13 protein-coding genes are annotated in these 13286 nt (G+C 42.9%); 1 reads left to right on the top strand and 12 read right to left on the bottom strand.

All coding sequences use genetic code 11. The features are described 5' to 3' along the window. Positions 1–96: 96 nt before the first annotated feature. The 9 genes from PFJ30894_RS04055 to murA form a co-directional block, all read right to left on the bottom strand. Positions 97–1473: a TolC family protein gene (locus PFJ30894_RS04055; RefSeq protein ID WP_113077756.1), complete on the bottom strand. Its 1377-nt coding sequence runs from the start codon at positions 1471–1473 to the stop codon at positions 97–99. An 83-nt stretch (positions 1474–1556) separates the two neighbouring features. After that, positions 1557–2825 (bottom strand): MlaD family protein, encoded by a 1269-nt coding sequence (locus PFJ30894_RS04050; RefSeq protein ID WP_021718189.1) that lies wholly within the window; start codon positions 2823–2825, stop codon positions 1557–1559. Further along, positions 2825–3571 (bottom strand): ABC transporter ATP-binding protein, encoded by a 747-nt coding sequence (locus PFJ30894_RS04045; protein WP_125669929.1) that lies wholly within the window; start codon positions 3569–3571, stop codon positions 2825–2827. The genes PFJ30894_RS04050 and PFJ30894_RS04045 overlap by 1 nt, the downstream gene beginning before the upstream one ends. 26 nt (positions 3572–3597) lie before the next feature. Further along, on the bottom strand, positions 3598–4368 hold the full coding sequence (locus tag PFJ30894_RS04040; RefSeq protein ID WP_021718187.1) for an MlaE family ABC transporter permease: 771 nt from the start codon (positions 4366–4368) through the stop codon (positions 3598–3600). A gap of 123 nt (positions 4369–4491) precedes the next feature. After that, positions 4492–6159: a SpoIVB peptidase S55 domain-containing protein gene (locus PFJ30894_RS04035; RefSeq protein ID WP_125669113.1), complete on the bottom strand. Its 1668-nt coding sequence runs from the start codon at positions 6157–6159 to the stop codon at positions 4492–4494. A gap of 62 nt (positions 6160–6221) precedes the next feature. After that, positions 6222–6533, bottom strand: a complete 312-nt coding sequence (locus PFJ30894_RS04030; protein ID WP_125669112.1) for a hypothetical protein — start codon at positions 6531–6533, stop codon at positions 6222–6224. A gap of 87 nt (positions 6534–6620) precedes the next feature. Further along, positions 6621–8021 (bottom strand): phosphodiester glycosidase family protein, encoded by a 1401-nt coding sequence (locus PFJ30894_RS04025; RefSeq protein ID WP_125669111.1) that lies wholly within the window; start codon positions 8019–8021, stop codon positions 6621–6623. Positions 8022–8075: 54 nt separating this feature from the next. After that, positions 8076–9098, bottom strand: a complete 1023-nt coding sequence (mreB, locus tag PFJ30894_RS04020) for a rod shape-determining protein (protein WP_021718183.1) — start codon at positions 9096–9098, stop codon at positions 8076–8078. A gap of 14 nt (positions 9099–9112) precedes the next feature. Beyond that, the gene (murA, locus tag PFJ30894_RS04015; RefSeq protein WP_125669110.1) at positions 9113–10378 is read right to left on the bottom strand and encodes a UDP-N-acetylglucosamine 1-carboxyvinyltransferase; all 1266 of its coding nucleotides are present in this window, start codon (positions 10376–10378) and stop codon (positions 9113–9115) included. Between the two features lie 201 nt (positions 10379–10579). On the opposite strand from murA, the gene PFJ30894_RS04010 reads away from it, so the two are divergent. Continuing rightward, positions 10580–11095 carry a hypothetical protein gene (locus PFJ30894_RS04010; protein ID WP_021718181.1) on the top strand — a complete coding sequence of 172 codons (516 nt, stop codon included), beginning with the start codon at positions 10580–10582 and terminating at the stop codon, positions 11093–11095. Positions 11096–11136: 41 nt separating this feature from the next. Here the strand turns inward: PFJ30894_RS04010 and PFJ30894_RS04005 are convergent, their stop codons facing one another. The 3 genes from PFJ30894_RS04005 to atpD form a co-directional block, all read right to left on the bottom strand. Then, the gene (locus PFJ30894_RS04005; protein WP_044491851.1) at positions 11137–11322 is read right to left on the bottom strand and encodes a hypothetical protein; all 186 of its coding nucleotides are present in this window, start codon (positions 11320–11322) and stop codon (positions 11137–11139) included. 106 nt (positions 11323–11428) lie between these two features. Then, entirely contained in the window at positions 11429–11845 is a 417-nt protein-coding gene (atpC, locus tag PFJ30894_RS04000; protein ID WP_021718179.1) for an ATP synthase F1 subunit epsilon, read from the bottom strand. Continuing rightward, on the bottom strand, positions 11845–13260 hold the full coding sequence (gene atpD, locus PFJ30894_RS03995) for a F0F1 ATP synthase subunit beta (RefSeq protein WP_021718178.1): 1416 nt from the start codon (positions 13258–13260) through the stop codon (positions 11845–11847). The genes atpC and atpD overlap by 1 nt, the downstream gene beginning before the upstream one ends. Between the last annotated feature and the right edge of the window lie 26 nt (positions 13261–13286).

The raw sequence follows: 13286 nt of genomic DNA, 5'->3' as shown, positions 1-13286 counted from the left end.
AGTCATAATACAACTTATTTTACTTCGACAAAAAACAAAAACCTCCTTCATTTTAATTATAAAATAAAAAATCCCGCCTGAGCGGGATTTTTATAATTATTCTGCTGCAGTTTCTGTAGACATAGTCGGCAGATTTGTTGTATTCGCAGCCGCAGTAACAGCTACAGGTACACCCATCGAAGTTTCCAATGCAATTTTCGAAGTATTGTAATCATACAAAGCATTGACAAAATTCGTTTTTGCCTCGGTCAGTGCAACCTGCGCGTCAATAACGTCCAGGTTAGTACCTACACCGGCCATATAACGAACCTGCGCAATATGGAAATCTTCTTCAGCCTTAGCGACCGCTACCTGTGTAGTAGAGATACGTTTCTCAGCTTCACGCAGTCCCAGATAATTGCTGCGCACTTCCAGTTCCACAGAATTTACTGTATCACGATAAGTTTCTTCTGCCTGCAGCAGTTTTTCTTCCGCCGCATGTACTTTAGACAAGGTAACGCCAGAGTCAAAAATATTCATTGTCGCCCCAATGCCTACGGACCAGTTCTCTTTGTCATCACCAGGCCAGTTACTACCACTACCGCCCCAAGATTCAGTTGCAGATGCAGTAACTTTCGGCAAAAAGCCGCTTTTAGCCACTTTGACAGCACCTTTAGCCGCGTCTACAGCTAAACGGCTTTGCTCCAGCTCCGCACGGTTCATTGAAGCGTAATCAAGGCAATACTGCATATCATTCTCGTAAGGAGTATACTGCAGACTGTCTTTAAGTTTTAAGGTCGTATCTAAGGAAGTTCCAATAATCTTGTTCAACGAGGCTTCAGCTACATCATAATTATTAGTAGCCTGAATCAGCTGCTGCTGTGCATTAGCCAAAGAAACCTCACTGCGCAGTACATCTACCTTGGCTACAACGCCTACATCATATTGCGCCTGTACATTTTTCAGATGCTCTTCCAGCTGATTAACAGAATCCTGATAGAGGTTTTCCATATTGCCAGCCTGCAGCAGGCTGAAATAGCCGTCTGTAGCCGTCTTTTTCATTTCGATGTAAGCCTTGGTTTCACCCAAAGCATAGCTTTTGTAATTAGCCTTAGCCTGATCTATCGTTCCTGATAATTGTCCACCAGTATAAATGGGAATCGAAGCGGTAATAGAATTACTGTGAGAATTACCAAGATTTTTGCTATAACTGCTAGTAGCTGTATTCCACTGTGGATCTGCATATCCACCACGTCCAGATCTATGTTCCGCATCAATACTGATACCACGTCCGGCACGTGCTGCATTAAGTTCCGCTCTGGAACCTTTCTTTTCAGATACAGCGATCTTAATCGCCGGATTTGTTGTCAAAGCTCTTTGTACAGCATCGTCTAAATCAAGCTCCAAGGTTTCGGCAAAAACCGACTGACTGCATAATAAACTTACTGCAGCCGTAAGCACCAGCACCTTTCGGCTCTTTTTATAATTGAACATTATTTTCGTACCTCCAATCGACTGACTGGCTAGTCAGTATAAGAAAATTATATTTTTTTATAACCCAAAAGTCAAACCTTTTTTTAAAAATAACTGCGCAATCCGACATAAGTATTGTTTTTGTTGCCATTACGCACATCAGTCTGCTCACCCAGCAATGAAAGATTATCTGTCAGCTTCAACTCCCCGCCGACTTTTACTTTCGTATCGTTAAAGTCATAGACCTGACTGTACAGCTTAAAAGAATTTCCCAGTCTATAATCAAAGCCAACGCCAAATTCTCCCTGCATCGCTCCCATACTTACAGCAGCAGACCCAAAATTCTTTCCTAAGGAAAGATCGAGTTTGTTGGCATCACCAATATCATAACCGCCGATATAAACGAATGTATCCTCTTTAGGAGTAAAGGTAACTCCCAAATTGCTGCGCCAGTCACTGCCCTTGACACTGCGTGTTACATCAGCCTGCACCTTTGCCGTATCCAAAACTCCCAGCATTCTGTTAGCCTTATCACTTGCTTCTCTGGCGTTATGCAGAGTAGCTTTGATATCAGCTTCAGTCTGCGGATCTGTTGCGACCTTTTCCAATAATTCCGTGGCTTTTTCGATTCTGCCGCTGGCATTAGCAAGATTTTCAATGATTCTTGCCATATTCTGTCCAGCGCCACCCTTATTTGTCTCAACCATGATGTTTTCCATCTGGCTGGCAGCGTTATTCATTCTTACGGCCATTTCACTCATCTGCTGTACCATCAAATTTATTTCCTGCTGATTAGCTACAGCAACATCTGCCATGACCTTAGTAAAAGTGTTCATATTATTACTGATATCACGGGCATTTACAAACCCGTCACGCATCGACCGCTGTACTTCAGGATCGCCAAAAACGTTATTCAGCGCTTCTGCAATCCCCTCAACTTTTGCCAGAACTTTAGATGAAGCATTCATAAACTCATCCAGCCCTGTTCCCTGCTCACCTTCCAGCTTATCGCCGGGATGAATATATTGTCCTGTCATTTTTACAGGAGGCAGCACATCTACAAAACGCTCCCCTAAAATACCATCAGACCCCAAAGAAAAAACCGCTCCCTTAGGAATCTTGATATCTTTATTGATATCAGCCACTACATCAACACTGTCACCATTTACATTAACTTCTTTAACAGTGCCAACCTGTACGCCGGCATACCTTACTACATGTCCCGGCATCAGCCCCCCAACCTGCGGATAAGAAATCTGCAGTTTATAACCGCTGCCAGAGAAACTGAAAGCGCCTAAAAAAGTAATGATTCCTGCTAAAAGTCCGATACCGCCTAAAGTTAAAGCGCCAACTTTTACTTCGTTTGAACTCATTACTGTACCGCCTCCTCTCTGATTTCTTTACCGCGAACAAACGCGTCCACAATTTGATTATGACCATTTCTTATTTCTTCAACAGTGCCCAAAGCGACGATTTTTCCCTTATAAAGCATAGCAATCCTGTCCGCCGCATAAAAAGCTGATTCCATATCGTGAGTTACTAAAACCGATGTCACCTGCAATTGCTGCTGCGTTTTCCTGATTAAACGGCTGATATTATTTGACATGATCGGGTCCAGCCCCGCCGTGGGTTCATCATATAAAACTATTTCCGGTCTATTAGCTATAGCTCTGGCTAAACCGACTCTTTTCTTCATGCCACCTGATAACTCAGCCGGATATTGTTCTTTTGATTGAGGCAAGCCAACAAGTTCTAACATCTCATCAACGATGCTTTGAATTTCTGATTCACTTTTATCAGTATGCTGGCGCAGTCCAAAAGCAACATTTTCACCAACTGTCAAAAAATCGAATAAAGCAGAATACTGAAATACCATTCCCATCTTTTGACGCAGTTTGTTCCAGCCATCTTCATCCAGAGAACTTACCTGCTCCCCCTGAACAAAAATTTCTCCGGCAGTAGGTTGCAGCAAACCTATCATTGCGCGTAAAATAGTACTTTTACCACTGCCAGACGGACCTAAAACGGCAAGAGTCTCCCCTTGTCTGATATCCAGATCAATATTATTTATAACCACATTTTCACCAAAAGTAATATTTAATTTTTTTAAACTTATAATCGGTTCTGCCACAGGCAGTACCTCCTTTAAACATACAATAAAATTGACAAAAAGTAGTTAGTTATAAATATAAGGACTATAGATAAAACAACTGAACCAGTCGTAGCGATACCAACACCTTCAGCACCCTGTTTGGCACCCAGCCCTTTATAACAGGCTACAATAGCAATAATACCGCCAAAAACAGCACTTTTAAGCATACCGCCAACCATATCAAATGGCTCAGCAAACATTTTTATAGAATTTATATAAGTAAAAGTACTAATTCCGGCATAATAATGAGAAACCAGCCAACCGCCAATATTACCAATTGTATTAGCAAAAACAATCAGCACCGGCATCATTAAAACAATTGCCAAAAATCTTGGCACAACCAGATAAGTTGTAGGATTTGTAGCCATTACTTTCAATGCGTCGATTTGCTCTGTTACTTTCATCGTGCCGATTTCCGCAGCAATGGCTGCACCAATACGACCAGCAACGACAACACCTGTCAAGACCGGTACCAGTTCGCGCCCCATCGCAATGGCTACAATACCACCAACTGAGGAAGAAGCACCAAAACGTACAAATTCCTTCGCTGTCTGTACAGAAAAAACCATACCTGTAAAAAGTATCGTCATCATAACTATCGGCAGTGAATCAGCTCCCAGCTTCGCCATTTGTCTGACGGTTTCCTTCCCGTCAGCCTTGCTGATACGCTTAAGAGTATCCGTAAAGAGCAGCATCATCCGACCGGCATTAGCACAGCCTTCAAGCATAATCTTGCCTATGTCGTTACATATAGTCTGCAGCATTACGAAAGCTCCTTTCTCTCACAAATAAAACAATAATTGTCTATAATTCAATTTTTTACTTCAAATTCCCTGCTTTTAAATATACTTTATTTTTATGGCTTTTTTATGGCTTCTGTCAACAAATTATTTTACTACATCAATAACAATATCTGTTGTACCGTCAACAATAAAATTCATTGTAGTTTTTTGTTTCATCGGACTGCCCTCAAGCATAGACGCAAATCCGCCACCCGACTGCATTGCTGCGTTAGATGCGCCCTGGCCGGCGGCAATATCCACAATAAGATCATTATTCTGATCAGCTTCGTTGATACTTTTTATAAAATCATTTAAAGTTTTACGATTATCCTTCTGCTGTGCCGGCACACCCTCTTCACGCTGTTTCCTCAGCAGATTCTGAATCCATGCCAGTGAGCTGCCGCCGCGGACAGTCAGAGGCAATTTACCTTCCCGCTGCTCTTTCGGTATCTTAAACAGTACGGTCTTCGTAACTTTTGGCGCCCTGTAAGGCTGCAGCTGCACATCAATATGGACAGTATCCCCAGGTGCAGCCTCTTTTTCCCTTACTGCAGCACTGATAATCTCGGCTACTTCTGCTTTATCATCAAGAACAATATTGATATTGACTCCGTAAATATCAACTTTTTCAAATTTATTTTGTGTTAAAATCGTTCCTGCTTCCACCAATTCCTGATTGATCAGTTTGCCGATTCCTGCCGCTGCATAATACATATTTTCCCGCTGAACATTGATCGGCCCGCTGATATCACCTCTGCCATCAATACGGAAAGAAAATCTTGCTGTACCGCCGCCTTCACGATCCATAGTTTTAGCAACAGTATTATAAGCTACTGCATCCAGCATTGCCGGCAGCAAAACTTCATCATCTATAACTTCCACACGTGAGCTATTATTGATGCCTCTGGCTCCATCAGTAACAGAAACATACACTGGTACAACAGGCGGACCCTGACCGATCTTACCTGCAATTCCAGCACTGCGGTCCTGAGTGATAGTACCAATAGTTTCACCTATATTACCAACTTTATAAGCTGATTCCAAATTGGGCAGAGAAGCTAAAATCCAGGCCTTATTCATAAAATAACAGGAATCACCGCGCTGCATAAAAGGATGGCCAAATGCCAAAATTTCACCGTCATCGCCAACCCAGGTAACTGTTCCCAATGCCCCTAACTGGATATCACCACGCATTAAAGAAACACCTACGGCACTTCCTGGCTGTAAAGGCTGCGTGCTCGAAAAAGAGCCGCTGCCGCCGACACCTGTTGCTTTCAGTCCAAACGGTTCCAGCTTTTCACTCAAATAACGTACACCTGACTCTGTAAAACCGCCTGCCATCAAAGGTGTATTTTTCGGTAAAAATTCTGACGGACGCGGTGCCGGTTCATTTAAAAGATCCAGCATCCTGCCTATAGGCGTTAAAAAGCAATACTTGGGATCGGTAAAAGCTTTACCGAATGCCACCGCGCCGGCAAGTCTGCCATTAATATAGACTGGACTCCCGCTCATGCCCTGAGCAATACCACCACTGCGATCAATAACATCACCACTGGCTTTAATCAAAATATTATGCCCCATAGCATCGTTACCAATGACACCTAAAACTTCTATATTAAATTCTTCGATAGTGTCTCCTTCTATGACGGTCTTCGCAATACCGCGCATACCCGGAACAATATCCTCTACCGGCATCAGCGGCACATTTGCACAAACCAGCGCACTGCTGAGACACCAGATTATTAAGCTTAAAATAAATATCTGTTTTTTCATAACTCTCCATAATAGTGCAAAACCGGCGTGAGCAGAGCAGCACGCCGGTTTCAATTTTGTTCTTAATTAGCCGCTATACGCACCACAGTTTGTCCGTTGCTGATATTATCGCCCGGTTTAACCAAAACAGCAGTTACTTTTCCGGCAATATTAGCTCTGGCTGCAGGCGCAGGACCGGCAATAGTTTTGACTTTAACCAATACCTGACCTTCACTGACCTGCATTCCTACAGCAGCCAGCCCATCTTCCAAAACAACGCCATTCAAAGTAGTTTTCTGATCTACAGAAGTATCTGCGAATGCCAAAGTATAAGCTCCGCCTAAAATGCAAAGTACCGTCAGCACTGCAATAACTTTCCAGTTAATTTTTTTCATTTTTCTCACTCCTTCCAAGAGGAAGCATCGGGATTTCTGCATATCTCCCTATATTGTATTATACTATTCTAATTTAGCTTTGACAAGTCAGTTCTTCTTAGAGAATAAGCCTAAGCCTACACTGACAGCCCGTTCGTTTCCGTCAGAAGGATTATTTAAAATCTTATTATTGAGTACCATTTCACTGGACCCGCCGCCATCAAAATTAAGTGCTGATACCGCCCCTAGTTTAATCATATAACGAGCAACTTCATCTAACGTCATCCCCACAGAATTAGTACGGCGTCCGTCTGCTACCAATATCACCACAGTACCGTCTTTTTTTACCCCAATAGCGGTTCTTGGAGCTCTGCCATAGGCAATATCTCCGGCAATCTGCTCACTGACAGAACGCACATTTAGTTTGCCGTCTTCTACCAGCATCGGACCTGCACCCAAAACCACTTCAGCTTTATCAGCAACAGTATCCCCCAATGTTTGCTGAACACTGGCTCTATCGCCAATCTGCAGCTGTTCCAGTATTTTGGCATTAGTTCCATGCGCGGAAACTATCACACTGTTTTTGTCTATGCGCAGGTTCCCTGCTTTACTGATTTCAGCGACCTTACCATCTTTAATACGTACCTCACAGCCAAAACTATTTGTTCGTGTCGACGGGCCAAAATAATGTGTATAAATGACGACATCCTCCGCAATACGTTCCCTGTTGATCCCTTTAACATGCAGTTTTACGCCCAATGCCGGCAGCATAACACTACCGTTATAAGCCAGATCTTTCATGATTTGCGGTTTGCCGTCAGCAATAACAAACGCACTGCGGGCCTTATCCTCCATACCAAGCCACTCGCCGTCGATTTTTAGATTGCCAATAATCCAGCCGCTGGTATCGAAATATGAAGCATTGACAGCTGCTTTCGCCCCTAAAGTATTAACGGCTTTCAGCAGCCTTCCACGTCCGTTCCTGTCTATAGCTCCCGAAAACGGCAGTATTTTATAATCACTATTCGGTGCTACTTCCAAAATATGCATCTGAATCGGCAGACCTTCCATATCATCCTGCCAGAAGGTATATTGCAATCCTTTGCCCTGGTTCACTGTGTTTTTAGTCACCAGGATACGGTAAATATCTAAAACAATACGGTTTGGCTGCTGCAATGCAAATACTTTATACTGCTGCTCTTTATTAAGAGACACAACCAATTTAGACGCCTTACGTCCGTCTTTTTTCAAAACCACGCTTTTAATGATTGGGTCTTTGACCTTTTCACTCATTTCTTTAGCAACAGCTGCATCAATATTCACTACTATTGATGAACCCTGTTTATCATCCTTGTACTTAACTTTTTCATCAGTATCAAGTACAATCCTTACCCGTGTAGGGCTGCTGCTGTAACGCATTTTATTTACTGTCGCCGCCCAGGCCTGAACAGGAAGCAAAATCAAAAGTGCCGTTAATATTATTTTAAAAAAATATTTTGTCTGCAACATTCTATCGAACCTCCTAAAAAATAATACACAGCCGCAAGGACTGTGTATTAGCACTTACAAACTACCGTTACCAACAATAGAACCGGGACGCAGTTTATTCAAATCGATTAAAGCCTTACCTGTCCCCAAAGCGACGCAGTCAAGCGGTTGTTCAGCGACATAAGTATCAATACCGGTTTCGTCCTTCAATACTTGGGAAATACCATCCAACAGCGCACCGCCGCCAGTCAGATAAATCCCCTTGTCAACTATATCCGCTGATAATTCAGGCGGACATTTTTCCAAAACTGATCTTACTGATGCAACCAGTGATGCAACAGACTCTCTCAAAGCCTTACGACCATCCTCAGACGTGACTTTGATAGTAGTCGGCAGTCCAGTCACCAGATCACGTCCGCGAACCTCCTGCTCTACCTGCCTTCCTTCAGGATGCACCGTCGCCACATTAATTTTTATCTCCTCTGCTGTACGCTCACCAATCAAAACATTATGAATGCGTTTGACATGCCTGATAATAGCTTCGTCAAAAGCATCGCCGCCAATCCGCAAGGAGGCGTCAACAACAACCCCACCCAAGCTCAATACGGCAATATCAGTAGTTCCGCCGCCGATATCGACAACCATACTGCCAGCTGCAGCTGCAATATCCAAACCTGCTCCAAGAGCAGCTGCTAGAGGCTCTTCTATCAAATATGTTTTCGAAGCCCCAGCCTGCATCGTAGCTTCTAAAACAGCACGTTTCTCAACTGAAGTTACCCCGGTAGGGATACATACCATAATACGCGGTTTACTGAAAAAACTTTTACCTGCAACTTTATTAACTACGTATTCCAGCATTTTTTGGGTAATTGTATAGTTGGCAATAACGCCTTCTTTCAAAGGACGAATGGCAACAATATTGCCGGGCGTACGTCCAATCATCTGGCGCGCCTCTTCACCTACGGCTAAAATCTTATTTTTGTCTTTATCAATTGCCACAACAGAAGGCTCATTCAAAACGATCCCCTTCCCTTTGATAAAAACCAAAATATTGGCAGTCCCCAAATCAATACCTATATCAACACTATTAAAAAACATTTTTTCACCCGCTTTTAATCATTCCCGCCGACACGTTTAATATCAGCGCCTAATCCCTGAAGTTTAGCTACTATTTCTTCATAACCGCGATCGATATGATAAATATCACAAATCTCGGTTGTCCCTTCAGCAACCAACCCAGCTAAAATCATTGCTGCCCCTGCACGTAGATCCGTTGCTCGCACCTGACAGCCTGTAAGCTTTGCCGGACCATCAACAACTGCACTGCGACCTTCGGCAGTAATACTTGCTCCCATACGGTTTAATTCCACCACGTGCATAAATCTATTTTCAAATACTGTTTCAGTGACTTTGCTGCGACCTTCGGCGATCGCCATCATTGCCATCATCTGTGCCTGCATATCTGTAGGGAAACCAGGATAAGGCAAGGTTTTTATGTCAATAGCCTTAAGCTTTTCTCCACCTACCACACGTACTCTGTCGACATCTTCTTCAACTGTTACGCCGGCTTCACGCAATTTGGCAATCAAAGGTTTCTGATGTTCTGTAAGAACATTCTCTACAACGATATCTCCGCCAGTCATAGCAGCAGCAATCATATATGTTCCAGCTTCAATACGATCAGGAATTACTGTATGATCAGCACCGTGAAGCTCTTTTACTCCTTCAATGCGGATAACATTCGTGCCTGCGCCACGGATCTTTGCTCCCATTTGATTCAGGTAGTTAGCCAGATCTACTATTTCAGGCTCTTCCGCAGGATTTTCCAAGATAGTAGTTCCTTCTGCCAAAGCGGCCGCCATCATCACATTTTCCGTAGCACCAACACTGGGGAAATCAAAGTAAATAGTAGTTCCAACTAACCCATTCGGCGCCGTAGCTTCAATATAGCCATGTCCCTGTTCTATTTTTACGCCAAGAGCTTCAAAACCTTTTAAATGAAGATCAATCGGACGTGTACCAATCGCACAGCCGCCAGGCTGCGAAATACGCGCCTTTCCTTTACGAGCCAACAATGGACCCATGACAAGAAATGATGCTCTCATACAGCGTACCAACTCATAAGGTGCTTCACAGGAAGTTATTTCCGTACTATCTATATTCAGTACATGGGGTTCACTGGCATCGACTTTGATACCAAGGCAATTTAAAACAGCACAAATCGTACGTACATCATCAAGAGCAGGAATCTCCTCTAAACGACTTGGGGTATTTCCCAAAATCGACGCAGCAATAATAGGCAATACAGCATTTTTTGCTCCACTAGTTTTCACAGAGCCTGTCAGACGATTACCGCCTTTGACAACTAATTTCTCCACCCAGATAGCCCCCTAAAAAATTCTATATTTATACAAAACAAGTTAATTCCATAAAATAAAACTTACTGTAATATTTTATCATTTTTGATGTACTTGTACAATGACTTTTAATGGTTTTGAAAAATTTCACATTTATCACAGTTTCTTCGCAAGTTTACAGCGTCAAAGTGTTATAATATTGATTAAAGGAGATGAAAAACTATGATAAATGCAGAAATAGAAGCTCGCGAGCTTCAGAACAAGCTTTCGCACATTTGCCCTGATGCAAAGATAGACTTCAAAATCCCTACTGCCAATGAAGCAGTGATCACAATCCATAACCCTAACGGCGGTTTGCCTATCAATATTTTCAGCAATGATTTTGATCACGAATTCAAAGTAATTTACTTCAAAACGCCGCGTTTTTTCCCTTCTAATCAAGACGGGATCGATGCTTTGCTTAAAGCAATTTCTGATTATATTACAGGTAAAATTGTTTATATGGACATTATCAGTACCAGTAATAATTCATATCCTCGCGATCGTTTAGTTCCTGTAAGTGAACTTCCGGAAGCTGATCTGGATAAACTTGCCCGCCTTTGTATAAACAAGAATCTGCTTAGTGAAAGCGAACTCCGCTTTGAACTGCAAGCCGGCTCCTCTATTTGTATCAATTTTTGGGATCAAAACAAAAATTTCTGTTATAAGATGCAAAACGGAAAATTAATTAAAGAATAATTTTCAAATAAAAAACTACCAATCATTTGATTGGTAGTTTTTTATTTGCTTAATCTTTGGCGATCTGCCAGGATATTATAGTAAGTTTCTTTTTCCATAATCTCCCTGCGAATGCTTTGCTTAGCACTTTCCTCAGAACACTCAGCCAAACGTTGGCGCAGAAACGCGAGATCTTGTTTCAGATGCAGCATTTTATTTCCCGAAATATCCATAATTGGATCCGACACTTCTGATCACCTTCCTTTATCAACAGAATACTATAGAAAAGTTCTTTTAGCAAGTAAAAAACCCACTGTTTTACACAGTGGGTTTTAATTTAATTGTCGTATGCGATCAACGTCCTAATTTATTGTATGCACCCAAGCGGGCAATAGCCCTTCTCAGAGAGTACTGAGCTCGGTTAACATCCAGGTTTTCGGTCTTATTTTTCAAACGCTCTTCAGCACGTTCTTTAGCCGCTTCTGCTCTGGCTTTGTCAATATCGTCAGCCATTTCAGCAATAGTCGCCAGAATAGTGCATTTATTAGCGTTCATTTCCATAAAACCACCACAAATCGCAACATAACCTTCTGTGCCATCTGCCAGACGATATTTCATCGGCGCGATGTCCAAGCTGGCAATAACAGGAATGTGGTTAGCCTCGATGCCAATACCGCCATCATTAGTGCGGAGGCCCAGGTATACAATTTCATCGGAGCTGAAAAGCAATTTATCCGGAGTGACAATTTCTAATTGCATACAATTAGCCATTATTCAGCCTTCATAGTCTCAGCTTTAGCAACGGCATCATCAATGGTACCAACCATATAGAAAGCACCTTCCGGCAAATCATCATGTTTGCCTTCCAGGATTTCTTTGAAGCCGCGGATTGTTTCTTTCAGCGGAACATATTGACCGGGAGTACCGGTAAATTGTTCAGCAACAAAGAATGCTTGGCTGAGGAATTTTTGGATTTTACGAGCACGGGCAACAGTCAGCTTGTCGTCCTCGCTCAATTCTTCCATACCAAGAATTGCGATAATATCCTGCAATTCTTTGTAACGTTGCAAAATAGCTTGTACGCCACGAGCTACATTATAGTGCTCTTCACCAATAACCAGCGGATCAAGGATACGGCTGGTGGAGTCAAGCGGGTCAACTGCCGGATAAATACCAAGCTCTGCAATTTGACGGGAAAGTACAGTGGTAGCGTCCAAATGAGCGAATGTTCCTGCAGGAGCAGGGTCAGTCAAGTCATCCGCAGGCACATATACAGCCTGTACAGAGGTAATAGATCCAGTCTTGGTGGAAGTAATACGTTCTTGCAAAGCACCGATGTCATTAGCTAAAGTAGGCTGATAACCTACTGCAGACGGCATACGGCCAAGCAATGCGGATACTTCGGAACCAGCCTGGATAAAGCGGAAAATGTTATCAACAAAGAGCAGTACGTCCTGGCCGCCAACATCACGGAAATATTCCGCCATAGTCAAACCGGTCAAGCCTACACGCATACGAGCTCCAGGAGGCTCGTTCATCTGACCGTAAACAAGAGCTGTCTTATCGATAACTCCTGATTCTTTCATTTCGCACCACAAGTCGTTGCCTTCACGTGTACGTTCACCAACGCCTGCAAATACGGAATAACCACCATGAGCGGTAGCGATATTATGGATGAGCTCCATGATAATAACTGTTTTACCAACACCTGCGCCGCCAAACAGACCGATCTTACCGCCAAGTGCATACGGAGCGATCAAGTCAACGACTTTAATGCCGGTTTCTAAAATTTTAGTTGTTGTAGCTTGTTGGTCGAAAGTCGGAGCCGGTCTATGGATAGGCCAGTAGTCGGCAGCATCAACTTTTCTCTCGTCGTGGTCAACAGTTTCACCCAATACGTTAAATATGCGGCCCAAAGTACCAGGACCAACCGGAACACTGATTGGTGCACCGGTATCAACAGCTTCCATTCCACGAACAAGACCATCGGTAGAACTCATTGCAACCGCACGGACTACATTGTAGCCGATATGCTGCATAACTTCACAGGTAAGGTGAATTTTCACTTTACCATCGTCAGTTGTACCATCGATTTTGATAGCGTTCAGGATTGCAGGCATACTTTTCGGAGGGAATTCAATGTCAACAACAGGGCCAACAACTTGTACTATTCTACCAGTATTCAAGGTTTTAGCCTCCCTACGAATTATTC

The organism is Phascolarctobacterium faecium (assembly GCF_003945365.1).
In the GTDB taxonomy this organism is placed as follows: domain Bacteria; phylum Bacillota; class Negativicutes; order Acidaminococcales; family Acidaminococcaceae; genus Phascolarctobacterium; species Phascolarctobacterium faecium.
Note: the sequence above shows the minus strand (reverse complement) of the source record. Positions and strands in the feature narration are given on the sequence as shown.

Coding starts and splice junctions, on each gene's coding strand:
- PFJ30894_RS04025 (WP_125669111.1), bottom strand. CDS start 8,021: ATGTTGCAGACAAAATATTTTTTTAAAATAATATTAACGGCACTTTTG.
- PFJ30894_RS04040 (WP_021718187.1), bottom strand. CDS start 4,368: ATGCTGCAGACTATATGTAACGACATAGGCAAGATTATGCTTGAAGGC.
- mreB (WP_021718183.1), bottom strand. CDS start 9,098: ATGTTTTTTAATAGTGTTGATATAGGTATTGATTTGGGGACTGCCAAT.
- PFJ30894_RS04030 (WP_125669112.1), bottom strand. CDS start 6,533: ATGAAAAAAATTAACTGGAAAGTTATTGCAGTGCTGACGGTACTTTGC.
- PFJ30894_RS04050 (WP_021718189.1), bottom strand. CDS start 2,825: ATGAGTTCAAACGAAGTAAAAGTTGGCGCTTTAACTTTAGGCGGTATC.
- PFJ30894_RS04035 (WP_125669113.1), bottom strand. CDS start 6,159: ATGAAAAAACAGATATTTATTTTAAGCTTAATAATCTGGTGTCTCAGC.
- atpC (WP_021718179.1), bottom strand. CDS start 11,845: ATGGCTAATTGTATGCAATTAGAAATTGTCACTCCGGATAAATTGCTT.
- PFJ30894_RS04010 (WP_021718181.1), top strand. CDS start 10,580: ATGATAAATGCAGAAATAGAAGCTCGCGAGCTTCAGAACAAGCTTTCG.
- PFJ30894_RS04055 (WP_113077756.1), bottom strand. CDS start 1,473: ATGTTCAATTATAAAAAGAGCCGAAAGGTGCTGGTGCTTACGGCTGCA.